Annotated in this window: 20 protein-coding genes; 9 read left to right on the top strand and 11 right to left on the bottom strand. The window is 67.0% G+C overall.

The window, feature by feature from the left end:
* The first annotated feature begins 7 nt into the window (after positions 1 to 7).
* A complete protein-coding gene (locus KF791_03935) occupies positions 8 to 1,702 on the top strand; it encodes an ABC transporter permease subunit (protein MBX3731727.1) in 1,695 nt (564 codons plus the stop codon).
* On the top strand, positions 1,699 to 3,333 hold the full coding sequence (locus KF791_03930; GenBank protein ID MBX3731726.1) for an ABC transporter permease: 1,635 nt from the start codon (positions 1,699 to 1,701) through the stop codon (positions 3,331 to 3,333). Before KF791_03935 ends, KF791_03930 begins: the two co-directional genes overlap by 4 nt.
* Before the next feature lie 13 nt (positions 3,334 to 3,346).
* Here the strand turns inward: KF791_03930 and xylB are convergent, their stop codons facing one another.
* From xylB to gltB, 4 genes are all read right to left on the bottom strand, one after another.
* The gene (gene xylB, locus KF791_03925) at positions 3,347 to 4,894 is read right to left on the bottom strand and encodes a xylulokinase (protein MBX3731725.1); all 1,548 of its coding nucleotides are present in this window, start codon (positions 4,892 to 4,894) and stop codon (positions 3,347 to 3,349) included.
* Between the two features lie 102 nt (positions 4,895 to 4,996).
* The gene (mutM, locus tag KF791_03920) at positions 4,997 to 5,851 is read right to left on the bottom strand and encodes a bifunctional DNA-formamidopyrimidine glycosylase/DNA-(apurinic or apyrimidinic site) lyase (protein ID MBX3731724.1); all 855 of its coding nucleotides are present in this window, start codon (positions 5,849 to 5,851) and stop codon (positions 4,997 to 4,999) included.
* 26 nt (positions 5,852 to 5,877) lie between these two features.
* A complete protein-coding gene (locus KF791_03915; GenBank protein ID MBX3731723.1) occupies positions 5,878 to 6,171 on the bottom strand; it encodes a hypothetical protein in 294 nt (97 codons plus the stop codon).
* Between the two features lie 63 nt (positions 6,172 to 6,234).
* A complete protein-coding gene (gene gltB, locus KF791_03910) occupies positions 6,235 to 10,803 on the bottom strand; it encodes a glutamate synthase large subunit (GenBank protein ID MBX3731722.1) in 4,569 nt (1,522 codons plus the stop codon).
* 237 nt (positions 10,804 to 11,040) lie between these two features.
* Between gltB and KF791_03905 the strand changes: the two genes are divergently transcribed.
* Positions 11,041 to 11,829 carry a 16S rRNA (uracil(1498)-N(3))-methyltransferase gene (locus KF791_03905; protein ID MBX3731721.1) on the top strand — a complete coding sequence of 263 codons (789 nt, stop codon included), beginning with the start codon at positions 11,041 to 11,043 and terminating at the stop codon, positions 11,827 to 11,829.
* Between the two features lie 11 nt (positions 11,830 to 11,840).
* Here the strand turns inward: KF791_03905 and KF791_03900 are convergent, their stop codons facing one another.
* Together KF791_03900 and KF791_03895 are read right to left on the bottom strand one after the other, a co-directional pair.
* Complete coding sequence (locus tag KF791_03900; GenBank protein ID MBX3731720.1) at positions 11,841 to 12,998, bottom strand: deoxyguanosinetriphosphate triphosphohydrolase; 1,158 nt, start codon at positions 12,996 to 12,998, stop codon at positions 11,841 to 11,843.
* Positions 12,999 to 13,210: 212 nt separating this feature from the next.
* Complete coding sequence (locus tag KF791_03895) at positions 13,211 to 13,645, bottom strand: VOC family protein (GenBank protein ID MBX3731719.1); 435 nt, start codon at positions 13,643 to 13,645, stop codon at positions 13,211 to 13,213.
* Positions 13,646 to 13,968: 323 nt separating this feature from the next.
* Here KF791_03895 and KF791_03890 point away from each other — a divergent pair, with 323 nt between their 5' ends.
* Positions 13,969 to 15,228, top strand: coding sequence for a DUF2130 domain-containing protein (locus KF791_03890; GenBank protein ID MBX3731718.1), 1,260 nt, complete (start codon positions 13,969 to 13,971; stop codon positions 15,226 to 15,228).
* 198 nt (positions 15,229 to 15,426) lie between these two features.
* On the opposite strand, the gene KF791_03885 is transcribed toward KF791_03890, so the two are convergent.
* Together KF791_03885 and KF791_03880 are read right to left on the bottom strand one after the other, a co-directional pair.
* Positions 15,427 to 17,079 carry a M48 family metalloprotease gene (locus KF791_03885; protein ID MBX3731717.1) on the bottom strand — a complete coding sequence of 551 codons (1,653 nt, stop codon included), beginning with the start codon at positions 17,077 to 17,079 and terminating at the stop codon, positions 15,427 to 15,429.
* Positions 17,076 to 17,459 (bottom strand): BlaI/MecI/CopY family transcriptional regulator, encoded by a 384-nt coding sequence (locus tag KF791_03880; protein MBX3731716.1) that lies wholly within the window; start codon positions 17,457 to 17,459, stop codon positions 17,076 to 17,078. The genes KF791_03885 and KF791_03880 overlap by 4 nt, the downstream gene beginning before the upstream one ends.
* Positions 17,460 to 17,667: 208 nt before the next feature.
* Here KF791_03880 and KF791_03875 point away from each other — a divergent pair, with 208 nt between their 5' ends.
* Both KF791_03875 and KF791_03870 read left to right on the top strand, forming a co-directional pair.
* On the top strand, positions 17,668 to 18,504 hold the full coding sequence (locus KF791_03875; protein MBX3731715.1) for an HAD family hydrolase: 837 nt from the start codon (positions 17,668 to 17,670) through the stop codon (positions 18,502 to 18,504).
* Positions 18,505 to 18,532: 28 nt separating this feature from the next.
* The gene (locus KF791_03870; protein ID MBX3731714.1) at positions 18,533 to 19,636 is read left to right on the top strand and encodes a hypothetical protein; all 1,104 of its coding nucleotides are present in this window, start codon (positions 18,533 to 18,535) and stop codon (positions 19,634 to 19,636) included.
* A gap of 26 nt (positions 19,637 to 19,662) precedes the next feature.
* Here KF791_03870 and KF791_03865 read toward each other — a convergent pair whose 3' ends face one another.
* The 3 genes from KF791_03865 to KF791_03855 all read right to left on the bottom strand — a co-directional run bounded on the left by KF791_03865 (position 19,663) and on the right by KF791_03855 (position 23,176).
* A complete protein-coding gene (locus tag KF791_03865) occupies positions 19,663 to 21,054 on the bottom strand; it encodes a PQQ-dependent sugar dehydrogenase (GenBank protein ID MBX3731713.1) in 1,392 nt (463 codons plus the stop codon).
* A gap of 618 nt (positions 21,055 to 21,672) precedes the next feature.
* Positions 21,673 to 22,527: a prepilin-type N-terminal cleavage/methylation domain-containing protein gene (locus KF791_03860; protein ID MBX3731712.1), complete on the bottom strand. Its 855-nt coding sequence runs from the start codon at positions 22,525 to 22,527 to the stop codon at positions 21,673 to 21,675.
* A gap of 127 nt (positions 22,528 to 22,654) precedes the next feature.
* Complete coding sequence (locus KF791_03855) at positions 22,655 to 23,176, bottom strand: hypothetical protein (GenBank protein MBX3731711.1); 522 nt, start codon at positions 23,174 to 23,176, stop codon at positions 22,655 to 22,657.
* Between the two features lie 273 nt (positions 23,177 to 23,449).
* On the opposite strand from KF791_03855, the gene KF791_03850 reads away from it, so the two are divergent.
* Genes KF791_03850 through cdaA form a run of 3 tightly spaced genes read left to right on the top strand, consistent with a single transcriptional unit; the run spans position 23,450 to position 25,557 of the window.
* Positions 23,450 to 23,863, top strand: coding sequence for a VOC family protein (locus KF791_03850; protein ID MBX3731710.1), 414 nt, complete (start codon positions 23,450 to 23,452; stop codon positions 23,861 to 23,863).
* Positions 23,864 to 23,881: 18 nt separating this feature from the next.
* Positions 23,882 to 24,730 (top strand): dihydropteroate synthase, encoded by an 849-nt coding sequence (folP, locus tag KF791_03845; GenBank protein ID MBX3731709.1) that lies wholly within the window; start codon positions 23,882 to 23,884, stop codon positions 24,728 to 24,730.
* On the top strand, positions 24,727 to 25,557 hold the full coding sequence (cdaA, locus tag KF791_03840) for a diadenylate cyclase CdaA (GenBank protein ID MBX3731708.1): 831 nt from the start codon (positions 24,727 to 24,729) through the stop codon (positions 25,555 to 25,557). Before folP ends, cdaA begins: the two co-directional genes overlap by 4 nt.
* Position 25,558 lies beyond the last annotated feature (1 nt).

Genomic DNA, 25,558 nt, shown 5'->3' with positions numbered 1-25,558 from the left:
TGTTCCCGTGTGGCTGGTGATCCAACGCGAACTTCGCGATCTGGCGCGACAACCGTCGCTCGCCGGAATCCGAGTCCTGTCCGCCGGATTGGCCCTGGTCCTGTTCTGGCTGGCCTGGGAACGCGCCAGCCCGGGGACGATTGCGTCGGGACGCGGCTTCTTTCTCGGACTCAACCGCCTGCTCTTCGCCGGACTCTGGCTCGCGGGCCCGGTGCTCACCGCCGACTGCCTGAGCCGCGAAAAGCGGGAGGGCACCCTGGGCCTGCTGATGCTGACGCCGCTCCGTCCCGTGGATGTCGTCGTCGGCAAGGCCGTTTCGGAGGCGGCACGGGCATTTATGGGTCTTCTGGCGGTTTTGCCCGTCCTGATGATCCCGTTGCTCCTGGGTGGGGTGGGGTGGATGGATGCCCTGCGGATGTTCCTCCTCCAGGGCGCGGCGCTGGGCCTCGCCCTGGCCTCAGGCCTCGCGGCGTCGTCGCTCACCCGCACCTGGTGGCACGCGCGGCTCCTCGCCCTGGGCTTCGCGGTCGTGGCCGGCCTGGGCTTCCTGACCCTGCACGGATCATTGCGGATGGTCCCCGTGGCGCTCCAGGCGCCCGTGTCGTCGCGGCCTGGGATCCTGCTCGCCGGAGTCACCGCCGCATGGCAGGAGCTCCGGGGGCGTGCCGGCCTCGGACCGGCTGATGGCTTTGACTCCTGGTGGCACGACGGCAGCGGGGTGCCCGCCACTGGATTGACCGTGCTCCTGGCCGCCGGAGTCTGCCTCGTCGCCGGACTCCTCGTGATGGCGATGGGGTTCGCAGCCGCGGCGGGCATCCGGCACTCCTGGCGGCTGGAGCCGTCCTGGACCCACAAGCGGGCGGGGTTCTGGCGGTGGATGGCATCACCCATTTCCCCGGCGATGGCCGCCCGGCGGCGCTCGCACCTTCTGGATCAAAACCCGGTGCGCTGGTTGCAGTCCCGGGCATGGCAGGCCCGGCTCGGCGGCTGGGTCCTGGCCGGGGCGGTGGCGGGGTGCTTCTGGCTCTGGCCCGAGCCCGACCGGCGGGCCAGCGATCCCCTGCATCAACTCCTGCGGCCCGCGCTGATGGGCGTCGTCGCCTTCATGGCCACCGCCAGCTTCCGCATCGAACGGGAATCGGGCGGCCTTGAACTGTGGATGGTCACCCCGTTGAGTCCGGGAACAATCCTTCGCGGACGCTGGCATCCGTTGCTGGCCCGGGCGTCCGGTGCCTGGGCCCTGATGATCCTGCTGCCGTACCTGCCCTCGGCGGCCCAGTGGCTCGCCGGATTGGAACTCTCCCCCGGACGCCAACAATGGCTCCGGCAGCGCTGCCTGCTGGATCTGGACTACACGGTCTGGCTGATGGCGACGGCGCTGCTGGGCACCGCCCTCTCGCTGTCGTCCTTGTCCTTTCCCACGGCATTCGGGTTCACGTGGGTCCTCCATCATGCACCGCAATTCGCGGCCACCGTTGCCGAGTGGTACGTGCAGGAGCAGGACCAGCGACTGGGCCGTCCGCCCACGGTCTGGAATGCCCGCCAGGAATTCCTTTGGCTGGGCATGGGCTTTGCCGGCGCTGTGCTCGCCTGGAGTTGGTGGTTCGGATGCCGCCAGCTTGCCGAACGCCGGTTTCTTCCGGGGCTTCGGAGTCCCCGCTTGCCGCCACGGGACATCCCCGGTGAAGTGCGCGCGTCATGACGCCACTGCCCGTTGTTGCCCGTGAACTGCGGGTGGCTTCCCGACGCCCATGGACCTACTGGGGTCGCGCCCTGGCTGGCGGTGTCGCCCTGATGGTCTTCGCATGGATTGCCGCCGTTGCGCAGTTCGCCGGTGCGGCTCGATCCGGCGTTGTCCTGTTTTTCGCCCTCGCATCGCCCGCATTCGTCTTCGCGTTTTGTGCCGGGCTGCTCTACACGGCGGACAGCGTCAGCAGTGAAAAGCGGGAAGGGACCCTGGGGCTGCTGTTCCTGACCGACCTGCGGGGCCACGATGTCACCCTGGGCAAGCTTGCTGGAACCTCCCTGGGGGCGGTGTACGGACTCCTCTCCATGCTGCCGTTCCTGGCCATCACCCTGCTCCTGGGCGGGGTCACCGGGGCGGACTACCTGCGGATGGCGCTGGTGCTCCTGACCACGTTGTTCACCTCGCTGTCCACGGGACTCCTGGCCTCCGTTTTGTCCCTCGACTCCCGCCGCTCGGTGCTCGTGGCCTTTCTGTTCATGTTGGGGGTGTTTCTGTTCTTCCCGACCACCGTCGCGTCTGTGGAATGGGCTCAGAAGCGCTTCGGTGCTGAACCTGAAGCCGCCACGCTCTGGAGCCTGACCCCCTTGAAGGCCTTCGCGGTTTGCGCCGGCCGCCAGTTCACTGCGGAGGTTCCGGCATACTGGACCTCGGTGGGCTTCACGGGCCTCGCGGGACTCATGGCCCTCGGCGTCGCCAACTGGCGCCTCCCCAGAGCCTGGCAGCATTCCGGGGACCCGCCGGGCCGCCGGAGTCCGGGCGGATGGCTGAAGCGACTGCGATTCCGAACTCCGGACGCCTTCGCGCAGTTCCGGGAACCCATCCTGAGCCGCAATGCCGTCACCTGGTTGACGGCGCGCCACTGGTTGCGGCCGTGGCTGCCGTGGCTGTTCCTCGCGGGTGTCGCAGCCGTTTGGACCTGGCTTGCGGGGTGGTGGGATCCGGAGTGGTGGAGCGTGGAGGCCCTGTTCGCCGGGTCGGTGGGGATTCACGTGACGTTCAAGATCTGGATGGCCAATGAGGCACCCCGCCAGTTCCTCGACGATCGCCAAAGCGGGGCGCTGGAATTGCTTCTGGCGACGCCGCTTTCCCCCCGCGAAATTGTCGGTGGTCAACTAATGGCGCTCCGGCGCCAGTTTTTCGGACCGGTCCTCTGCCTCCTCGCCGCTGACGTCCTGGGACTGATCGCCGCACTCAAGGACTACGCCGATCCGGGCCCGCCAGTGCTCGCCACCCTTTGGGCGTTGCGGATCCTCCTGCTGCCGGCCGACCTCGCGACGCTGGCCTATGCCGGCCAGTGGGCCGGCATGTTTGGACGCAGCCGGACCGCGACGTCCGGACTGGTTTGGCGGGTGTTGAATCTACCGTGGCTCCTCTGGTTCATGCTCGTGACCACCACGGTCCTTCGGTCGGGCGGCGACAACACCCTGTGGTTCCTGATCGGCAGCTGGTTCGTGCTCGGGATCGCCACGGATGCCTTCTGGCTGCTGTATGCGCACAAACGCCTGACCTCCGGTTTCCGCGAAGCCGCCGCCCGACGCCCGGGTGAACGAACGCGATGGAAGTTCTTCCTCCGCACCACATCCTGATCCCGGACCAGCCTCAGCGCGGTCCGGCGGCCGTGTCGAGGTACGCGCGGTGACGTCCAAAGCTGTCGCGCAAGCTGCCGCCCAGCGCGTCCTGGATGTGCTGAAGTTCCCCGTACCTGGCCGCCGCGACGGGGTCCGGCCGGGCCGTTTCGCGGGGATTCAGCCGCACCATCGCATCGGTGACCTCCTCAATGCGCACCGCGTCGCCGCGGGTCAACCGCCAACACCACAGGGCCTGCAGGGCCGCGCCGAAGGCGGCCCCTTCGGCGACCTGCAGGGTGACCACCTCGACATTGAAGACGTCGGCCATGATCTGACGCCACAGGCGCGACCTGGCGCCGCCGCCGGTGGCCCGGACCTGTGCGGCCTTCACCCCGAGGTCCGCAAGGCGCCGCAGGCCATAATTCATGCCCAGCGTCACGCCCTCCATGGCCGCGCGGGCAAAGTGCGCCGCGGTGAACGTCGCCGGACGCACCCCGAAAAACACCCCGGTCCCCTGGGGCACATTGGGGGTTCGCTCTCCCTCCAGGTACGGCAGAAGCAGCAGCCCGTCCGAACCGGGCGGCGCTGCGGCTGCAGTCCGCTCAAAGGCGGCATGGTCGAGCCGGAAATCCCTGCGCACCATCTCCGTCGCCACGGTGACGTTCATCGTGCACAGGAGCGGCAGCCACCGGTTCGTCGAATCGCAAAACGCCGCAATCTCCCCCTTGGGATCCACCACCGGCCGGCTGGCGCAGGCGTAAATGGTCCCGCTGGTGCCGCAGCTGGCAGTGACCACGCCTTCCCGCGTGTTTCCGGTGCCAATGGCACCCATCATGTTGTCCCCGCCTCCCGCACTGACCACAATGCCGGGCGCGAGTCCGAGTTCACCCGCCGCGGCGGCGGTGAGGCGGCCGGCGGGACGATCGCTCGGCGACAGCTCCGGAAGTGCCGCTGGCAGGTCCGGATCAATTGCCGCAAGGGCGTCGGAACTCCAGCGGCGACGCCGCACGTCCATGAGCGCCGTGCCTGACGCGTCGCCGTATTCCATGGTCGCCTCCCCGGTCAGCCAGCGGTTCAGGTAGTCGTGAGGCAGGAGCACCATCGCCAGCCGCCGGAAGTTCCGGGGCTCATGCCGCTTCATCCACAGGATCTTGCCCGCCGTGAACCCGGGGAGCACCGCGTTGCCGAGCCGGCGGATCGCCCCGCGCGGGCCCCCAAGCGCCGCCGTGATCTCATCGCACTCGGCCACCGTGGTCGTGTCACACCAAAGTTTTGCCGGCCGGATTACCTCTCCGGACCGGTCCAGCGGTACGAAACCGTGTTGCTGTCCGCTGACGCCGATGGCCACCACGTCGCTGGAACGGGCTCCGGCCTTCCGAAGTGCCGACCGGACCGCCTTGACCGTCGCCTCACGCCACGTTTGGGGATGCTGCTCCTTCGCCCCCGGAGGAAGTCCGGGAATCAGGTCATAGCGGCTGCCTCCCTCCCCCAGCACCCGTCCGTTCCGGGCCTCCACCACGAGCGCCTTGGTGGATTGGGTCCCGGAATCAATCCCGACGATCAGCGTGCGCGAAGCCATCAGCCGCGAGCCTGCCGGACCATGCACCCGGGAGGCAATCCCTCCCGTCGCCCCCGGACTGGCCCGTTCGCAACAGGCAGCACGCCCACCCCGCACCGGACCTCAACGGGCGGACTGACACCGCGGACAAAAGAAGGTGCCCCGTCCAGCCTGCATCAGGCGGACGATTCGCGTCCTGCAAGCGGAACAGGGCTGTCCCTCCCGATCGTAGACTCGAAATCCCGTCGCCTTTCCGGAACGGACGCCTCCCCTGCCCCGCCCGAAGTAGAAGGCAGACTCCATGTCCCCAGGGTCTTCGAGCATCTTGCGGGCGCCGCGCCGGATCGCGGCCCGCAGCACCCACCGGATCGCGACCCACAGACGCCGGATTTGCGCCCTTCCGAGCTCGCAGGCCGGCCGCCCGGGCCAGATTCGGGACCGGAACAGCGCCTCGGAGGCGTAGATGTTCCCAACTCCGGCGACCACTTCCGGATCCATCAGGCAGACCTTCACGGGGCGGCGGGAAGGTCCCATGCGTTCGGAGAGCGTTGCCGGGGTAAACTCGGGGGATAACGGCTCCGGTCCCAGCCGATCCAGCACGGACCGGTCGCAGTGCATCCGCCCAAACTTCCTGGGGTCCTGAACGTCCAGCCTTTGGGGACCCAGCCCAAGGGACGCCACCGTGTATTGAGGGATATCGGACGCCACCGGGTTCAACGACAGGCGTCCGGACATGCCCAGATGCACCAGCAGGGCCGTGGCCCGGGGCTCCGGATTTCCGAACACCTCGAAAACCAGGTACTTGCCCCGCCGGGTGAGATCCCGGATGTCCCCTCCAAGGAGTTGCTCCCGAAGTCTCCGTGGCGTGAGGGGCCGGATCACCCGCGGGCTCCGGACGTCCACCTCCTGAATCCGGCGTCCGACCACGGCGGCCCGCAAGCGCCGGACCAGGACCTCGACCTCTGGAAGTTCGGGCACGTGCGATGCCACCCATTCGCGGGCGGTCAGGATCCCGGCTGGATCTTGGCAAGCTTCTTCGACGCCTCGTCGAGCTTCTTCAGGTACTTCTTGGTGTTCTTGTTGAAGTCCCTCACGCAGCTCTTGCAGCAGAACTTGATGGTCTGTCCCTCGACGGCCATCTCGTAGGGCGTCATGTCGCTCCCCTCGAATTTCTCATCGGAGACCAGGCAGAAATCGAGGGGGTAGGGCTTGGCCTTGTCAGTGGCCTTGTCGGCGGCTTGCAGGGCGGCGGTGGCGCCAAGGACGGCACCCAGAATGAGGAAACGTATGAAGCTCATATCGAGGGACAAGAGGTAACCAGCGCCACACGCGGGCGCAACTGCCGGAACGCCGGGTCTTGTTCAAGCCTTGGCCGCGGGGGTGGCGACCGGCACTGCGCCATTGGATCCGGCGACCGTCTTCTCGGGCTCGTTGACGGGCGGGGTCCCCGGTCCCGCGGCGGCCGGGTGCGGCACGACGACCCAGAACTGCTCGCGGGCATGACTCCAATCCTTGAGGATCTCGCTGGCGCGCGGTGATTCGGTGGCCTCGAGGTGGGCGAAGATGAGGGCCTCCACCCGTTTGACCTCGGCTTCGTCGCCAAACCGCTCCAAGCCCACCATCCCGGAGTTGTACCGATGCGGGAAGACTTGTCCCGGGTCGTACACATAGGCCCGGCCGCCCGACATGCCGGCGGCAAAATTGCGCCCGGCGTCGCCGAGCACCACGACCATGCCGCCGGTCATGTACTCGCAGCCATGGTCGCCGAGTCCCTCAACGACGGCTGTGCCGCCGGAATTCCGGACGCCGAAGCGCTCGCCAGCCCTCCCGGCCACCAGCAGGCGACCGCCGGTGGCGCCGTAAAGGCAGGTGTTGCCCACGAGACTGTTCTCGGCCCAGCAATACCTCACCCCATCCGATGGGCGCACGACGATTTCCCCCCCGTTCATGCCCTTGCCGACGTAGTCATTCGCCTCCCCGATGAGCTTCAGCCGCACCCCGTTGGCCAGAAACGCGCCCAGGCTCTGCCCTGCACTGCCGCGCAGGGTGATGTCAATCGAGCCGTCGGGCAGCCCGGAGTCGCCATACTGGAACCCGATCTGGCCGGAGACTTTTGTCCCGATGTTGCGACGCGTGTTGTTGATCTTGTAGCTCAGTCGCGCGACCCCCTTGCCCTGAAGCGCGAGTCGCGCGTCGTTGATGATGCGGTCGTCGAGCGAGCTGTCGCCAAACCGCTCGTTGCGGTCCCGGGTGTGAATGCGCGGCAGGGAGCCGCTGGGATCCACCTGGAACAGGAGCCGGTCGAGTTGGAGCCGGCCCACCTTGGCGCGGATCTCCTCCGGAAACTCCGACAACGGCCGCACCTCGACCAGGTCGGTCCGCCCGATGAGATCGTCGAGACGCCGGAGTCCGAGGGACGCCAGGATTTCCCGGACCTCCTGGGCGACGGCGTTGAAGAAGTGGACCAAATTCTCAGGCTTTCCCCGGAACTTCAGCCGCAGCTCCTCCTTCTGGGTGGCCACGCCGACCGGACAGGTGTTCAGGTGACAGACCCGGAACATGGCGCATCCGGCGGCCACCAGGGCTCCGGTGCCGAAGTTGAACTCCTCCGCGCCCAAGATCGCCGCCAGCACGATGTCGCGCCCGGTTTTGAGGCCGCCGTCCGTGCGCAGGACGATGCGGGACCGAAGGTCGTTGAGCATCAGGGTCTGCTGGGCTTCGGCCACGCCGAACTCGAACGGGCCACCGGTATTCTTGATGGAACTGAGCGGCGAGGCGCCCGTGCCGCCGTCATGCCCTGAGATGAGCACCACATCCGCAAACGCCTTGGCCACGCCGGCCGCCACGGTGCCCACGCCGGCGCACGCCACCAGCTTGACACACACCTTGGCCCGCGGATTGACCTGCTTCAGGTCGTAGATGAGCTGCGCCAGATCCTCGATCGAATAGATGTCATGATGCGGCGGCGGTGAGATCAGGGGCACACCGGGCACGCTGTACCGGAGCCGCGCGATCAGCGGGCTCACCTTGTGGCCGGGCAACTGCCCTCCCTCGCCCGGCTTTGCGCCCTGGGCCATCTTGATTTCGATTTCGGCCGCGCTGGCCAGGTAGGCGGGCGTCACGCCGAAGCGTCCTGAAGCCACCTGCTTGATCGCCGAATTGCGCTCGGTGCTGTACCGCAGGGCATCCTCGCCCCCCTCGCCGGAGTTGGATTTGCCCCCGATGCTGTTCATGGCAACGGCCAGGCACTCGTGTGCCTCGGGAGACAAGGCGCCCAACGACATGCCGGCGGTGGTGAACCGGCGCCGGATCTCCTCCACTCCCTCCACCTCGTCTACCGGCACCGGGATCGTCCCCGGCTTGAACTGCAGGAGGTCGCGGGGACTCACCGGTTCGCGGCGCTCGACGGTCTCCATGTACTTGAGGAATTCCTCGCGCTGCCCGGTCTTCAGGAACCGGTGCAACGTGCCGACCACCTGGGTGTTGTAGGCGTGGTATTCACCCCGACCCCCCTTCGCCACCCGGTAGTTTCCTCCGACATCCAACACCGCCGCCTCCGGCGCACCGTACGCCAGCCGGTGCCGTCGCGCCGCATCGTCGGCAATCTCGCGGAACGTGATCCCGCCGATCTGGCTGGTGATGCCGTAGAAGCACCGGTCCACCACGACCTGCCCGAGACCGATCGCCTCGAAGATCTGCGCGCCATGGTAACTGGCGATGGTCGAGATCCCCATCTTGGCCATCACTTTCAGCAGTCCGGACTCCACCGCCTTGCGAAAGTTCGCCAGCGCCTTTTCCAGGGTCAGCTCACCATAGCGTCCCGCCTCCACGGCCTCGCGCAGCGAATCAATGGCAACGTAGGGGTTCACCGCGCTCGCCCCGAACCCGATGAGGCAGGCGAAGTGATGGACGTCCCGGCATTCACCGCTTTCGCACACCAGGGAGCAGCGAAGCCGTTTGCCCGCGCGGATCAGGTGGTGGTGGACCGCCCCCACCGCAAGCAGCATCGGGATGGGCACGTTGCGGGCGTCCACGCCCCGGTCCGTCAGCACCAGCAGCGTGCGGCCGGCGTCCACGGCCGCCTCGGCCTCGGCGGAAAGCCGTTCCACGGCCGCTTCCAACGCATCCACGCCCTCGCCCGGATCAAAGTGACACGCGATCCGGACCGCCGCGAAGGCCGGGTCGGGAATCTGCAGCAACGCCATCAGTTCATGGTCGGCCAGGTACGGCGACGCGATCCGGATCTGACGCGCATGTTCCGGGGTCTCCTCCAGCCAGGACAGGCGTGCCCCCAGCGTGGTCCGCAACGACATCACGACCTTTTCCCGGATGGAATCAATCGGGGGATTGGTGACCTGCGCGAACAACTGCTTGAAATAATCGAAGAGGAGACGCGGACGCCGGGACAGGACGGCGATGGGCGTGTCGTCGCCCATGGACCCCACCGGTTCCAGCCCGGAAACGGCCATCGGCTCCAGCAGGACATCGAGCTGCTCCTGGTCCCAGCCGAAGGTGATCTGCTGCAGGGTGAGGTCCAGCAGGTTGACCGGCTGGTGGGTCGCGGCCAGCGGGAGCGCATGCGGCTCGAGGTGGAACAAGTTGGCCCGGAGCCAGTCGCCGTACGGTTGCTGCGAGGCGACAAAGGACTTCACCTCGTCATTGTCCAGGAACCGCCCGGCGACGGTGTCTATCGCCAGGATCTTTCCCGGCCCCAACCGCCCCTTGCGGACCACCCGCCGTTCATCCATCGCGACCACCCCGACCTCGGAGCCCATGACCATGAGACCGTCGTCATAGATCTTGTAGCGGGCCGGCCGCAGGCCATTGCGGTCCAGGGTCGCCCCGATGATCCGGCCGTCTGAAAACACCACCGCGGCCGGTCCATCCCACGGCTCGTTCAGGCAGGCGTGGTACTCGTAGTAATCCCGCACCTTCGGATCGAGATCCGTGCTGTTTTCCCACGCCTCGGGTGCAAGCATGGTCACGGAATGCAGCAGGTGGCGCCCGGACAGGTCCAACACCTCGAGCGCATTGTCGAGCGCCGAGGAATCGGAGCCCCCGGGCTGGATCAGCGGCCGCAGGGTTTCCACCTCGCGCCCCCACACGGCGGACTCCAGTTCCGTCTCCCGGGCGCGCGTCCAGTTCTTGTTGCCCAGCAGGGTGTTGATTTCGCCGTTGTGCGCCAGCATCCGGAACGGGTGCGCCAGGTGCCAGGTGGGGAAGGTGTTGGTGGAGTACCGCTGGTGATAGATGGCCAGCGCCGACACGAAGAGGGGGTCCTTCAGGTCGAGGTAGAACTTCGGCAACTGGGGCGCATTGAAGAGCCCCTTGTACACGATGGTGCGGGCGCTGAAGGAGGCGCAGTAGAACCCCTCCACGCGCTCGGCCATCGCCGCGCGCTCCGCATGGTTGCGCGCCAGAAACAGCTTCCGCTCGTACTCATCGGGACTCCAGGCAAGATCCCGCCCCAGCAGGCACTGCAGGATCTCGGGCATCGTGCTCCGCGCCTTGTCTCCCAGGCACCGCGGGTTCGTCGGGACCGGACGCCACGCCAGAAAATGAATCCCGTACCGCGCGCAGGCCTCCTCAACGAACTGACGGCACTTGGCGACGAGGTATTTGTTCCCCGCCGGCGCGAACACGAAACCCACCGCAAGATCCTCCTCCTCGACCGCCCGCACCCCAAGCTTCTCGGCCTCGCGCAGGAAGAACGCCGTCGGGAGCTGGACCAGGATCCCCGCGCCGTCCCCCGTCTTGGCGTCGGCATCCAGGGCCCCGCGATGGGCCAGGCTGCCCAGGGCCTCGATCGCGTACTGCACGATGCGCTGCTCCTTGCGCCCGCTGGTGTTCGCGATAAAGCCGACGCCGCAGGCGTCGTGCTCGAACTCGGGCCGGTACAGGGACCCGGGAAGCTGCGGATAGGAATTCATGAATCGTGTGAAGGCTTCAGACACCCACGGTGCCCCGTGGGCATCTCGAAGAAGCTACGGGACGCATTTCCCGCAACGCAAAACGTTTCTGGAGACCCGTTCAAAATCCCGTCGTCAGCCCGGGGAGCCCGCAGGATTAGCCGGAAGTCGCCCCGCCGGCATTCCACCGGGGTACGCCTAATGTCTTTCGGATCGCTTTGCCCTCCGCGGGTTCCTGCGATTTCCTCCCCGGGCGCCATGCACCGGTTTTTCGTTCCCGACCTCGATCCGGCCGCCGCTCAGATCCGGCTCCCGGATGCCGAGGCCCGCCACGCCCTGCGCGTGTTGCGTCTCCGTCCGGGCGCGGAGGTCCGCATTCTCGATGGTGCCGGACTCGAACTGGAGACCCGGGTCGGGCGTGCGGACCGCTCCCATGTCGTTCTGGAGGTCCTCGGCCGGGTGTCCCACACGCCGCCGCCCTGTTCGCTGCAGCTGATCCAGGCGATGGCGAAGGGGCCGGCCATGGAGGGACTGCTCCATCGTGCGGTGGAGCTGGGGTGCACCCGGTTGGTCCCCGTGTGCGCGACCCGCAGCGTGAGCCGCCCGGGGGACGCCGTGGCCCGGCAGGCACGCTGGCAATCCCTCGCCCACGAGGCCCTGAAGCAGTCCGGCAATCCGTGGTGTCTGCAGGTCGGGTCCCCCTGCACTCCCGCGGAATGGCTGGCGCGCGGGTCGCCCCCGGAGCTGCTGTTCATCGCCTCGCTCGCGGACCCGCCGGCCTCGCCGCGTGCGGCGCTCGGGGCGGCGGCGGAACGTCTGGGCCGCCCGCCGGCATCCGTTGCTGTGGCCATCGGCCCCGAGGGCGATTTCACCGCGGAGGAGTACGCCCAGTTCCGGGCAGCCGGTGCGGTGCCCTTCCGGCTGGGGCCCCACGTCCTGCGGGTTGAGACCGCAGCCATCGCCGCGCTGGCCATCCTCCGCCACGAGGTGGACGCCCTGGGCGCCGGGGATGCCGGCAGCCCGCCGGCGGCGCCCCGGAACTTGTGAACCGAATCCGGTCAGGGCGCGACGCCCAGGCCGAACAGCCGCCGGTGTTCACGAAGGAGAAACCGGTCGGTCATGCTGGCCACATGGTCGCACACCGCCCGGTGAAGGCCAACCGCCGCCACGCGCAGGCGTGCCCCGCGGCCCATCGTCTCCGGGTGTGCAAGAACGTGCTGGAACACCTCGCCCAGCAACCGGACCGCCCGCCGGTTGGGCTCGTTCACCGCCGGATTGTAGTAGAGGTTGCGATACAGGTACCGCCGCAGCTCAACGTTGGCGCGACGGCGGCCGGCGCTGTAGCCCACAAGGGGACGCCTCCAGGCGCGGACCTCGTCCGCGGAACCCGGCCCGGCGGCCTCCAGGTTCTTGAGCGTCGTTTCAACCACGTCGGTGACCTGTTCGTCAATCACCTGGCGGATCGTGTAATACCGCCGGCTCTCCGCGGGCGGCCTCCCAAACCGCCGCCGCACCTGTCGCGCGGCATCCGCCCACACGGTCACTTCCGCCTGGAGCTGGCGTTCATCCAGCAGGCCGCTGTCCAGCCCGTCGTCGAGGTCATGACTGTAGTAGGCGATTTCGTCCGCAAGATTCGCCAGTTGCGCCTCGAGCGACGGTTGCCGGAACGGCGCCTTCGGACGCCCACCCGGCACCTCCGGTCCGGGCGCGTGTTTGGCCAGCCCCTCGCGCACCTCCCACGACAGGTTCAGTCCGGGGAATTGCGGATACTTGCGCTCCAGCAATTCGACGACCCGGAGGCTCTGCCGGTTGTGTTCGAAGCCCCCGTGTCCCTTCATCAGACGGTCGAGGGAATGCTCCCCCTTGTGACCGAACGGCGAGTGCCCCAGGTCATGGGCCAGGGCGATGGTCTCGGCCAGGTCCTCGTTGAGCCCGAGCGCGCGTGCGAGATTTCGCGAGATGGCCGCCACCTCCATGGTGTGGGTCAGCCGCGTGCGCAAATGGTCCCCGGTGCCGTTCAGGAACACCTGGGTCTTGTACTCCAGCCGGCGGAAGGCCCGGCTGTGAATCACCCGGTCGCGGTCCCGCTGGAACTGGGTGCGCCATGCCGGAGGCTCCTCCGCGTGCACCCGGCCGCGCGAGTCGGCGCTCAGCTGGGCGAACGGCGCGAGGATGGAGCGCTCGCGTTGTTCGAGCGCTTCGCGCGTCACCGGCAACCGGAATCCAGAGGGCACGGTGCGCGAACCCTGCCGTCATCGCCCCAGGCTGTCACGTCACCGCTGGACGCCATCCGGTGCAATGAACCGGCCGGGAGGGCCGCCCGCCCGTACCGGAATGCAAAATGCCAACGACGCCGCCCGGACGTCGCGAACCGCCGCAAAACATCAATTCCATCGGGCGCTGCCGGCTGACGGCCCGTCTCACGGGTTCAGCCGCGCACGCAGGCGTCTTCAGGATGGCTCCACGGGGTCATGAGCCGCACATGGCGGCGGTCCGGGTCGAGCAGGGTGACATAAACCGTGTGCTCAAATGGACGCGGGGGATGCAGCGGAGACACCCCATGCGCCGCCAGGCTCGCGAGGCGCCCCTCGAGATCGGGCGTCGTGAAACACAGCTGCATCGAGTCGTGCCCCCGCTCGGGCACCTCGGAAAGATCCGCGGCCGGCTGGACGGTAAAGTACACCGTGCCCAACCGGCAGGCGTAGTGGGTGTGGCGTCCATCGTGACGCTCCGCCTTCAGGGGCACCCCCAACAGGTCCCGATAGAACGACGCCGTGCGATCCGCATCCGCGGACAAAAGCACCACGACCGAAAGATTCGGTGCGGCTTCTGCATCGTGGGAACCAGAACCGGACGGCGACATGCGGATCAGCCTGCCGGATGGCGATCCCGCCGTCACACCCGAAATAGCAGACGCATTTCGCAGACGCCGCCCACCACCGAAGTTCGAATGCCATCCGCCGCCACACCGGCCAAGCATCCGGAGAGTCCCACCACAAAGCTCTGTTCCTCGCTCCTTCCGCAGCACCCGGCCCCCGTTGAGAAGACCGCCTCGAATATTCAGGCAAGACACGTCATCCCGGCACACAACGCCAGACGGTTCAATGACTCGACATTGGCCCCCTCAATGTCGTCCCCCGACGTCCGCGGGCTGGGCATCCGGAGGGGTTCCTGTACAACGGACACGTGACCGACACGCCCATCACGTGCCCGAAGTGCGGTGCGGAAATCCCGCTCACCGAGGCCGTCTCCCACCACCTGCGCGAGCAGCTTCAGGCCGAGTTCGAACGTCAGCGCGCGGCGCTGCAATCCGCGCTCCAAAAACGCGAGGCCCAGCTCGCCGCAGACCAGGCCGCCCTCGATTCCCGTTCGCAGTCGCTCCAGACGGAGGTCGCCCGCCAGGTCGAGGCCGAACGCCAGCGGCTCCTTGCGGACGCCGCCCGCCGGGCGGAGGACCGCCTCGGACTGCAGCTCAAGGATCTTCAGGCGCAGCTCGCCGAACAACGCAGCCGCGCGCAGCAGTCGCAACAGGTGGAGCTCCAGCTCCGGGCCCAGGCCCGCCAGCTCGAGGAGGCCCGCGATGCCCTGAAACTCGAGGTGGCCCGGACCCTCGACGCCGAACGCCACCAGATTGCCGATGCCGCCCGGGCCCAGGCCGTGGAGGCCGAGCGCCTCAAGCTCGCCGACAAGGACGGGGTCATCCGGGGTCTCCAGGAGCAGATCGCCGCCCTCCAACAGCGCGCCGGCCAGGGTTCGATGCAGCTCCAGGGCGAAACCCTGGAGCTGACCCTCGAAAGCGACCTCCGGGCCGCCTTCCTGTACGATGACCTCGTCGAGGTGAAGAAGGGCCAGCGCGGTGCCGACCTCACCCAGCGGGTGCGCACCGCCAACGGCTTCGACTGCGGACTGATCCTCTGGGAGGCCAAGCGCGCCAAGATCTGGTCCGCCGACTGGCCGGAGAAGCTCAAGGCCGACCAGCGCCAGGCGGCCGCCGACCTGGCGGTGATCGTGACCACCTGCCCGCCCGCCGGCGTCCGGGGCTTTGGCCCCGTGGATGGCATCTGGGTGTGCGAACCGCCATTCGCCGTGGCCGTGGCCGCCGCGCTCCGCCAGGGCCTGATCCAGACCGCCGCCCAACGGGTCCAACAGGCCAATCGCGCCGAGAAGGCCCAGGTCCTCTACGACCACCTGTGCAGCGTCGGGTTCCGCCAGCATGTCGAGGCCGTCGTGGAATCATTCCTGGCCCTGCGCGAGCAGCTCGAGGCCGAACAGCGGGCCTTCGCCAGGCAGTGGAAGGAACGGGAACAACAGTTGCGCAAGGCGATCACCCACACCGCCATGCTGTACGGCGGCATCCAGGGCATCGCCGGGCGCGAGGCCCTGCCGGAAATCCGCACCCTCGCCCTGCCTGATGCGACCGGCTCGGTCACGACTCCAGCGGCGTGAAGGGGACGAATCACGACGACACAATCCTCGTGATTCATCTGTTTCACTTTGTTCGTATTGTTGGCGGATCCGTTGAACAGTCGCTCCTTTACCAGCCAACCATTTACGGGATCTCCACCTCCGAGTGGCCTGCCGGTAACGGCAACGCTTGGGCTGTCGGGCCACATCCGACCCGACCTGCAAGTTCTCAGGATGCGTTCAATTCCTCCAAGGCGCCCGCCGAAGACTCGGACTCGCGGGCTCGAGAATCTCGACGGGAGAACTCCATTCGATTTCCACGGCCCCCACATCGGCTTCCGCCAACTGGGTCCTCAAGCGGGTCAGCAGATCGTTGTAAATCTCGAGGTTTTTCTTCACCACGTAGTAGTCCGGAGGGGTTACGCCCGGGTTGGCAGCAGTCTCTTGGAGAATCTCCGTCTGACGACTGACCAAATCCGCCAGCCGGAGTTCACACCGATTCACCTTTTGCAGAAGGGTGCGCCGGGGCAGGTCCATAAGTTCACGGCGCTGGTTGGCCTTCAGGGCCATGAACTCGTGTACCAAATTGTTGGCGATGTCCGCCGCCCTGGTCTGATCCTCGCTCGCAGCCGAGACCCTCAGCAGGCTGGTGTTCCGAAACTGCACCACGCGAATCCGCTCCCGGAGTTGCTCCCGGACTTGCTGGCGCCGGCTGTCAGGATCGTCCCGATTATTTACCAGCCCCAGATTCGACGCTGTGGCATCCAGGACCGTTGCGGACCGAAGCCACTCCATGGCCGTCTGCAGCAAGTACGGGTCATTACCGCCCGGACTCTCCACCTTGATAATCGCCGTGGACACATAGAGCATCGGCGCCGTCCACCGCAGCCCAACCCAGGTCCCAGCCAGCACCGCAACGGCCAGAACGATCCCCATCCCCAACCGTCGGATCCGACCAGACGACGACGCACCCGCAGGCACGCCCAGCAGTCGTCCAACGCGTTGCGACACCGACCCCCCATCCGCCGCAAAGGCGAAGCCGGGATCGGTCGCCTCCTGCTCGGCCAGTGCGACCAGGGCACCCGCGAGCTGGGTCCGGTCGCCAATCACCGCTGCCGCAAGATCGTCGCAGCAAAACTCGCGCTCGATCCGGATCTGCTCGGACACCCACCACACCGCCGGATGGTAAAACAGCAGGGTTTCGACCACCCTCTGAAGCAGGTTCACCAGATAATCGCGCCGCTGCAAATGGGCGAGTTCGTGGGCCAGAATGGCATCCACCTGGACTGGCGACATGCCGGCCACAAATCCCACCGGAAGGAGAATCACCGGACGCATCCATCCGATGATCATCGGAGCGCGGATGCGTCCGGATTCCAGCAGGTCAACCCCTGTCCCAATTCCCATGCGCCGCTGCAGGTCCGAGAGTCGCTCCGGCCATGGAGACTCGATCGGCCGGGTCTCCCGGCACCGGAGCCGCTGAACGTGCCAGCAGCCGCCGGCCAGTCGCCCGCCAAGCAGGACCACGCCGGCAAGCCATGCCAGTGTCACCCACGGCAGCCATCCCCGGGAAATCGGACCCAATCCGATGACGGACGTCATCCCGCCCCCGGATCCCGCGGCAAGCGCTCGAATCCCGGCTCCGCCCTGCACCGGGTCATCGGCCACCAGCGCTCCATCCCCCAGCAACAGGGTAATGAGGGGCACGGTGGCCATCGCCGCGAGCGTGGCACAGGACAGGGCGTAGCGAAGCCTCGCCGATTGTCGTCGGGTCCCACGGAGCGCAACCGCCAGCAGGGCGGCCAGCGCGGCGCCCTGCCAGATGAAGTGCAGGAGTGTGGCGCCCAACCGGCTCGCGGCCGGATTCTGCAACAGGTCCAGGAATGGGTTCATGGCTTCCTTCCTTCGATCGTATCCAGCAGCCGGCGCAGGCCGGCAATTTCAGTCTTGCACGGCTTGCGCCCGGCCAGTGCCTGTTGCACCAGCAGTGCTGCCGAACCTCCAAAGGCGCGGTCCAACAGGTGGTCGAGCAACTGGCGGCGGGTCGCCTCGGCCGGATGCGCGGCGGCAAAAACATGCGTGCGCTCCGCATCATCCCGCGTCACAAGCCCCTTTTCCGTCATGATCTGCAGCAGCTTCAGCCCCGTGGTATAGCCGGTGTCCGGACCCAGCTCCTCCACCACCTGACGCACCGTGCAGGGCCCGCGACGCCACAGGATCTGCAGGATGGACAGTTCGGATTCGGTTGGTCGCGGAGGCTGCGGAGCGCGCACGGCGCACGATGGTACGAATGAATTCGTACAGTCAACGAAAACTTTCGTATCAATGCCGTTGGGACACGCTGCCGCGCGGAATCCTGGCCTGCGCACAGGACCACGCCGCCCCGAATTGCCGGCCGGTGCCGGGAGGTGCCGGGAGGACGAGGGGCCCCGGATCGGACTGGCCGCACGCCCAGGCCCACGGCACGCTCACCGACCGCGCATGGAGATACCGCATTCGTTCCTCGGCCTCGTGGAGTTCCGCCCGGAGTTCCGGCCCCGCACCGGGCTCAGCCACGTGTTGTTCGATTTCGACGGCACCCTGTCCCTGGTCCGGCAGGGATGGCCCGACATCATGGTGCCCATGTTCACCGAGGTGATCCCCCCCCTGCCCGGGGAGTCCGAGGCGCAGCGCAGCCAGCTTGCCTTCGAGGACATCATGCGCCTGAACGGCAAACAGACGATCTACCAGATGATCCAGCTCGCCGAACGGGTCCGGGAACGGGGCGGCGTGCCAAAGGAACCCCTGGAGTACAAGCGCGAGTACCTCCGCCGCCTCGACGAGCGGATCCACCACCGGGTCGCCGGACTCCGGGACGGCTCCATTCCCCGCGACGACCTGACCGTGTTCGGTGCCCGGGCCCTGCTGGATGCGCTGAAGGCCCGCGGGCTTCCGCTTTACCTCGCCAGCGGCACGGACGAGCCCTTCGTCCGCGCCGAGGCGGACGCCCTGGGCCTCACCCCCTATTTCGACGGGCACATCTACGGGGCGCAGGATGATTACCGCAAATTCAGCAAGAAGATGGTGATTGACCGCATCCTGGCCGAAAATCGCATCCCCGGCGGCTCGTTGCTCGCCTTCGGGGATGGCTACGTGGAGATCGAGAACACGAAGCAGGTGGGGGGCTTCGCCGTGGCGGTGGCCAGCGACGAGGCCCACAACGGTTCCGGCCGGTTCGATGAATGGAAACGACAGCGTCTGCTCGGCGTCGGCGCGGACCTGTGCATCCCCGACTACCGGGATCTCCACCCGCTTTTGGAACTGTTGTTCCCGCAATAGGGCTCCCTTCCCCTCCCCCTGCACCGCCATGCCCGCACTCGATCTTCGCCGGCTGCGTGTCCATCCGTTGTCGGAACGCCGCAGCCTGACCCGGGTGGAGGACATCCTAGTGCCTCCCGAAAGCGCCCCCCCGTCCGTCCCCGCGTCCGTCGCCGCGGCCATCCGCAGGGCGGCACAGGACCTCCGGGAGGCCCGGTCGCGCGGGGCGCAGGTGATCCTGATGTACGGAGCCCACCTGCTGCGGAACGGCGCGGCGACGATCCTTTCCGACCTGATGGCCCGCGGATGGATCACGCACCTGGCCACCAACGGTGCCGGCACCATTCACGACTGGGAGTATGCGTGGCTCGGGCGCTCCACCGAGGGGGTGGAGGAGAACGTGGCGACGGGAACGTTTGGCGCCTGGGATGAGACTGGCCGGAACATTCATCTGGCCCTGCTGTCCGGCGCCCTCCAGGGACTGGGATACGGGCGGGCCCTGGGGCGCTTCATCACCGAGGATGGCTGCGTGCTGCCGACCCGCGAGGCGCTCGGCGGGATGGTCGCCGGATTCCCGTCCGATCCGCTGACTGCGGCGGCGGCCGATCTGCTGGCGGTGATGAACCGGTTCGAACTGGCGGAAGGTCCCCACCCGGTCCTCCACCGCTGGAAGCACGCCAGCCTGCTCGCCGAGGCGTGGCGGCTCGGCGTGCCGGTGACCGTCCATCCGGGCATCGGCTACGACATCATCGCCTGTCATCCCATGTTTCACGGGGCCGCCATCGGTCGCGCCGCGGCGGAGGACTTCCGGTGGTTCGCCGGGGCGGTCGAGGGGCTGGATGGCGGCGTGGTGTTGTCCGTGGGCTCGGCCATCATGGCCCCCCAGGTCTTCGAGAAGAGCCTGAGCTGCGTCCACAACCTGCGGTTCCAGGCCAGCAGGCCCGCCGTGTCGGGCCATCGCATTCACGTGGTGGACCTGCAGGATGGCGGCGGCTGGGACTGGACCGCCGGGGAGCCGCCCAAGACGAATCCCGCCTACTACCTGCGATTCTGCAAGAGCTTCTCGCGCATGGGCGGCGCGATGCACTACCTCCAGTGCGACAACCTCGCCTTCGTGCACCACCTGCACCGGGAACTGGTGACGGCGGCGTAAATGCCGGCGGCGAGACTCCGGTGCCGTCAGTTCGCCGATGCCGCAGGCGCACCAAGGTGCTCGATGCGGACGATCTTGCTGTCCTTGTTGTCGCCCCAGTTGGTTCCGAACTCGATCAGGTAGAGGCAGCCGTCGGGCCCGAGTTCGAGGTCCATCGGGCGCTTGAAGGTCATCCCGGGGAGGAACCGTTCCATCCGCACCATCTGGTCCTTCTCGTTGAGCTTCACCGCGATGATCCAGTTGCGGGTCCACTCATAGATGAACAGCGTGTGGTCAAAGGCCTCGGGGAGTTTGTGGGGCGACTTCAATGCGGGATCGAAGTAGTACACCGGGCCGGCCATCGCCGTGCGGCCGCCGGACCCCACGACCGGGAAGCGGGTCGAGGCGGAGGCCGGGTAGTAGATGACGGCCGGCTGGGCGGGAGGCAGTGCACGGATGCCGGTGTTGTTGGGGGAGTCATTCACCGGGTGGGCGGCATCGTACAGCTCCGGTTTGAAGTCCGCCGCCATCCAGGGCCCGGGCTTGGGCGGCCACTCGTCCTCCGGTTTCCCCGCCTTCTTGGCGGCCTCGCGGGCGGCGTTGGCATCCTGATAACGCTGGCGCGCCACATAATCCACCGGCGCGTAGGGCCGGTTGTCGGCCACAAAATAGGGCCATCCGAAGAATCCGGGACCCCGGGCCTGGTTGATCTCGTCGAACCCTGCCGGGCCCCGTTGCGGATCCGGCCCGCCGGCATCGGGTCCCACCTCGCCCCAGTAGAGGTATCCGGTCCGCGGATCCACCGCGATCCGGAACGGATTGCGGTTGCCCATGACATAGACCTCGGGACGCGTGCCCGGGGTGCCCGGCTTGAACAGGTTGCCCTCCGGAATGGTGTACCCGCCCTCCGCCTTCGGCTTCACCCGCAGGATCTTGCCCGTCAGGGAATTGGCATTGGCGGACGACCGCTGGGCGTCCCACGGGTAGCGGCCGTCGCGGGGATCGTTGGGCGAAAAGCCATCGGAATCGAACGGGTTCGTGTTGTCCCCGACGGACACGTAGAGGTTGCCATCGGCATCGAACGCGAGGGAACCGCCCACGTGACAGCACTGCTCCCGCTGGACGGGGATGTCGAGGATTGGGACGCCGCCCGCGATGTCGAGGGACTCGCCGTGCAGGGTGAAGCGGGAGACGCGGATGATCCCGGCCTTGCCCTGCCCGTCATGGGTCGTCTCCGGGAGGGAATGATTGACGTACACCCAGCCGTTCGCCGCGAAGTTGGGGTCCAGCGCGATGCCCAGCATGCCCTCCTCCAATCCGTCGAACACGGGCAACCTGCCGATTTCGAATGCCTCCTCCACGCCGGGCTTGAGCATCTTGATCACGCCCTTGCGTTCGACGAAGAACACCCGGCCATCCGGCGCCACCGCCAGTTCCATGGGATCCACGAGGGTGTCGCGCAATTCGCCGTCCACGGTGCGGTCCTCATCGAGGACCACCTTGCGGAACGCCGATTCCGGCGGGAGCCATCCGGAGTCCTTGCCGGCCGGTGCGGCGCGACCGGCGGTGGGCGTTTGCGTTTCCTGGGCGGAAGCCGCAGGGAGGATCAAGGCGACGACGAGGGCGGGCACGGGCAGGCGCATGCGCAGCGATGGACTCCCGGAAGATCGAGGTTAATCAATGCGATTTTTCCGGTGCCGGAAACTCGGGCCGGAAGCGACAACTCCCTGGCCGCCCCCGCCTCGCCGGTAATCCGAGGTCCCTCCCGGCCACGGGTCTCCCACTCCTGGACAACGATGGCCACGAACGTCCGTTGTCGGAGCTCGAACGGCTCGCCTCCACGGCCCCCGACCAGCGCCACGCACAGCCTGCGGTCGCCACCGCCGTCTGACACGACCCCGGACCCTCCCGACGCCGATCCCGGTGGCGGTTGTGGCCTCAACTCGACAAACGGAACCTTCGCCGTGCCGGCAGGTCCCACCTTGCTCTCAAGGCGGCGATTGTTGGGCACCAGCCAGTCGCGATTGTCGTGCGCATCCAGGAATGGGACTGCTGGCTCAATCCCCCAGATTCAAATAGGTCTTCGAGAGGCGCTGCTGAATGTAGCGGAAATCGTTCAAGGGAGGGCCAAATAAGGACTTGCTACCATGCCCGTAGATTCCCGTCTCCGGTTCCTTCGTGGTCCGGTCCACCCAACGGTGCATCTCCACATGCCCATCGTGGTAGGACAGTGTGCCGCTTGAATTATGACGGCTGGCCGGCAACATACTGTAACTCCATCGCGAAATATCCCAGCTAATGACATAGTGACAGTCGCGAAGTGAATCCGCATGCGTGTCCAGGAAGATCAGGTACTCGGGGCGGGGTCCAGAATTGAAATCAGACAGCTTGAACGCAACAAAGGCATTCTCGTTGCGCCACTTGGAGCCAACAAAGTAATTCATGGCGAAACTGCGGGTCCTGGGCGTACGCATGGCGCCCGGAAGCTGCGCGGTGGACCGGTCGCTGGGGCATTTGAAGGTGGGTGGAGTGCTCAGGTAACTGCTCAACGAGTCGGGCCGCGGTCCCACAACGTAGTCCAGATTGGTGGCATCGGCAGATCCATAGCGAATGTCGCCCAGGGCCCACGAGGGCAGCCAGTCCTTCAGCGGACCGTAGCCGGTGCCATTGTTTCCCGCACTCATCAGGGTGGGATTGTTGGGCACCAGCCAGTCGCGATTGTCGTGAGCATACAGGGTCCACGCCAGAATGAGTTGCCGCTGATTGTTCAGGCACAGCACCCCCTGCGCCTTGGCCCTGGCCCTGGACAGCGCCGGCAGCAGCAACGCCGCCAGGACGGCGACGATGGCAATCACCACCAGCAATTCCACCAGCGTGAAGCCGGCGCGAATGGGTGAACCCGATCTCGACATGGGAGGTGATGGGGCGGCCCTTCGGGCCGCCCCGTTTCTACTTGCGTTTCATTCGACCGCTTTGGGGTAGAGAATCCAGCCTCGGATCTGGCTCGACTTGGTGCCAAACCCGGTGATGATGCCGCCATCATTGACGGCCACCGCATCTGCGAGGAGCCATCCAAGACTCGACGGGGTGGCCCCATTGTCCAGCACCTGCAATGTCAGATCGCTTACCTGGCTGCCACCTCCGGGGGGTATACACAAAGGCCCGGTAGCTGCCGCTGTCATTCTGGATGCGCCCGACCACTTGTCCCAGGCGATTCACGCTTCGGGCCTCGCTGTTGTACGCGGTGCCGGTGGTCCCGGCCAGTCGAGGCAACTCGTTAAATGGCTGGAGCGCGGTGGCTCCATGCTGAACATAGAAGGCTCTTCTTCTGTTGCTGGCATTGTGAGCCCAACCAACAGTGCCCGATTCGGTGCTGACATCCCGGGCTTCGCTCTCCAAGCCGCCGAAGGTGCCCAAGCCTGGGAGGGGAATATCTCCTTCAGGATCGGTGACATACGCTCGCCATGGTCCGTTGACGACATATTTCGCCCGGCCCGCAATCCGGAAGTCGTCGCTTAGGGAGAACGCTTGCGCTGAGTTTCCCGGGGGAGTGCTGTACACATTCGAGGTCGTCCCTTTGCGCCTCTGTCCCGGCGAGCGCATTGGTGGTTCACATCGAGCAGGATTGCCGGGGCACATCCCCCTTGGTGATGAGGGTTTGCTGTTGCGTGGAGTCGTGGATCCGAATGGGTTGTTGCAGTGACAGCTCAAGCGCGTAACAGACTTCCAACGATTCTGTCAAGGCTGAACGACACGGAATGCCTTGACGCCTTGACACGTCGCCTTTTTGCCTGTTTGCCTTCGAAAGCCGATTGGGGATAGCCTTCCGGTCCGATGAAGGTTTCCCGGCTCCTGCACACGCGATACCGCCTGAATGATCTGGAGCGGTCCGTGGCGTTTTACCGTGACGTGCTGGGCCTGGAGGAGGTCCGGCGCCACAAGTCTCCGCGGGGCTCCGAACTGGTGTTCCTCAAGGCGCCGGAGAGCGAGGAAACGATCGAGCTGTGCCACTATCCGTCCTCCGGCCCGGTGGTGGTGCAGCCCGACCTGACCCATCTCGCCTTTGAAGTGGCGTCCCTGGAGGCCTTTGGCCGGCACCTGGAATCGCTGGGCCTGAAGTACTCTGACGGCCCGCATTACCGGGCCGACGGCACCGGCGGGTTCGCCTTCGTGGATGCCCCGGAGGGCTACGAGGTCGAGTTGATCCAGCGGAGTCCGGAGGCACGCGCGGGTGGCGGGACGTATTAGCCGCATGGAGTGAGCCGCATGGAGTGGTCCGGACGGAAGTTTCAGTTCCAGTTTCCGCGTCCGACCCTGACCATGGGCGTTGTGAACGTGACGCCCGACTCCTTTTCCGATGGCGGACGGTTTCTGGCTCCGTCGGAGGCCATCCGGCATGGACTGCGCCTCGTGGAGGAAGGGGCGGACCTGCTGGACGTGGGCGGTGAGTCCACACGTCCGGGGGCAAGCCCCGTCCCCGAGGCGGAGGAACTCCGGCGGGTGCTGCCGGTCCTTGAGGGCCTCGCCGGGCGTTGCGGGGTTCCCGTTTCGGTGGACACCCGGAAACCCGTCGTGGCCCGGGCCGCCGTGGCCGCAGGCGCCGCGATCATCAACGACATCGCCGCGGCCGCAGACGACGGCGCCATGGCGGCGGTGGTGGCCGAAACCGGCGCCGGATACATCGCCATGCACATGCAGGGGACGCCCGAAACCATGCAGCGCGATCCGACCTATGGGGATGTGGTGGCCGAGGTGGACGCCTTTTTTTTGCGCCGGCTGGACGGCCTGATGGCGTCGGGCGTGCGCCGGGAGCAGGTCGCGCTGGATCCGGGAATCGGCTTCGGAAAGACCCCCGACCACACTTTGGATTTGCTCGGCCGCCTGGGGAAATTTACAACGCGGGATCGTCCGCTCGTCCTCGGCGTCTCGCGCAAGTCCTTCCTGGGCGCCCTGCTCGGGACGGCGGTGGGCGGACGCCTCGCCGGCGGCCTGGCCTGCGCGGTCTGGGCGGTGCTCCACGGGGCGCAGGTCATCCGCACCCACGATGTGGCGGCAACGGTCCAGGCCCTGCGCATGACCGAGGCCCTCCGGGCGAGACAACCCGAATTCCCATGAACCTCTGGGTCTGGATTCAGAACGGCTGGCGTCCCGCGGTGGAGATCATGATCCTCGCGGTGGGCATCTATTCGGCCTTCCAGTTTGTCCGCGGCACCCGTGGCGCCCAGATGCTCACCGGGCTGCTGGCCCTGCTGCTCTTCCTGACCATCGTTACGCGCCTGCTGGATCTGAAGGTGCTCAATGTCCTGCTGAACCAGTTTTTCGGGGTGCTGGCCCTGGCGCTGGTGGTGATCTTCCAGCCGGAGCTTCGCCGGATGCTGGCCGAGCTGGGCACCCTGCCCGTGTTCGTGAGCACCCGGCAGCAGCGGGAGAACATCGAGGACATCATCCAAACGGTGGACCGCCTCGCCCCGGTCAAGATCGGGGCGTTGATCGCCATTGAGCGAAACCAGCAGCTTGCGGAAGTGGTCGAGGGCGGGGTGCCGATCAACTGCGACCTCACCCCGGAGATGCTGGAGACGATCTTTTTTCCCAACAACGCGCTGCATGACGGCGGCGTGGTGGTGCGGGACAACCGGATTCTCCGGGCCGCCGCCATCTTCCCGCTCACGACGCGGCAGGATCTGCCCAAGTCGGTCGGCACGCGGCATCGCGCGGCGATCGGGCTGACCGAGGAGACCGATGCCGTGGTCGTGGTGGTGTCCGACGAGACGGGCAGCATCGCCTACGCGCAGCGCGGCCAGCTCACCCGGGGCATCACCGTGGAGGAATTGCGGGCCTTCCTCACCTCCGTGCTGGTGCCGCGGCTGCCGGCGCGCGGATTCGCCGCGTGGCTGGCCCGGCTCCGCGCCACGTTCCGGCCGCTCACCACCACCGAGTCTTGAA

Source organism: Verrucomicrobiia bacterium, assembly GCA_019634635.1.
Lineage (GTDB): Bacteria > Verrucomicrobiota > Verrucomicrobiia > Limisphaerales > UBA9464 > UBA9464.
The sequence above is the reverse complement of the archived record's forward strand: the minus strand, read 5'-3'. Positions and strand labels throughout refer to the sequence as shown.

Bases quoted from the DNA above. Each gene is read 5' to 3' on its own strand.
- KF791_03930 (MBX3731726.1), top strand. From the start codon at position 1,699: ATGACGCCACTGCCCGTTGTTGCCCGTGAACTGCGGGTGGCTTCCCGA.
- xylB (MBX3731725.1), bottom strand. From the start codon at position 4,894: ATGGCTTCGCGCACGCTGATCGTCGGGATTGATTCCGGGACCCAATCC.
- KF791_03915 (MBX3731723.1), bottom strand. From the start codon at position 6,171: ATGAGCTTCATACGTTTCCTCATTCTGGGTGCCGTCCTTGGCGCCACC.
- gltB (MBX3731722.1), bottom strand. From the start codon at position 10,803: ATGAATTCCTATCCGCAGCTTCCCGGGTCCCTGTACCGGCCCGAGTTC.
- KF791_03905 (MBX3731721.1), top strand. From the start codon at position 11,041: ATGCACCGGTTTTTCGTTCCCGACCTCGATCCGGCCGCCGCTCAGATC.
- KF791_03895 (MBX3731719.1), bottom strand. From the start codon at position 13,645: ATGTCGCCGTCCGGTTCTGGTTCCCACGATGCAGAAGCCGCACCGAAT.
- KF791_03885 (MBX3731717.1), bottom strand. From the start codon at position 17,079: ATGAACCCATTCCTGGACCTGTTGCAGAATCCGGCCGCGAGCCGGTTG.
- KF791_03875 (MBX3731715.1), top strand. From the start codon at position 17,668: ATGGAGATACCGCATTCGTTCCTCGGCCTCGTGGAGTTCCGCCCGGAG.
- KF791_03870 (MBX3731714.1), top strand. From the start codon at position 18,533: ATGCCCGCACTCGATCTTCGCCGGCTGCGTGTCCATCCGTTGTCGGAA.
- KF791_03865 (MBX3731713.1), bottom strand. From the start codon at position 21,054: ATGGAACTGGCGGTGGCGCCGGATGGCCGGGTGTTCTTCGTCGAACGC.
- KF791_03860 (MBX3731712.1), bottom strand. From the start codon at position 22,527: ATGTCGAGATCGGGTTCACCCATTCGCGCCGGCTTCACGCTGGTGGAA.
- KF791_03850 (MBX3731710.1), top strand. From the start codon at position 23,450: ATGAAGGTTTCCCGGCTCCTGCACACGCGATACCGCCTGAATGATCTG.
- folP (MBX3731709.1), top strand. From the start codon at position 23,882: ATGGAGTGGTCCGGACGGAAGTTTCAGTTCCAGTTTCCGCGTCCGACC.
- cdaA (MBX3731708.1), top strand. From the start codon at position 24,727: ATGAACCTCTGGGTCTGGATTCAGAACGGCTGGCGTCCCGCGGTGGAG.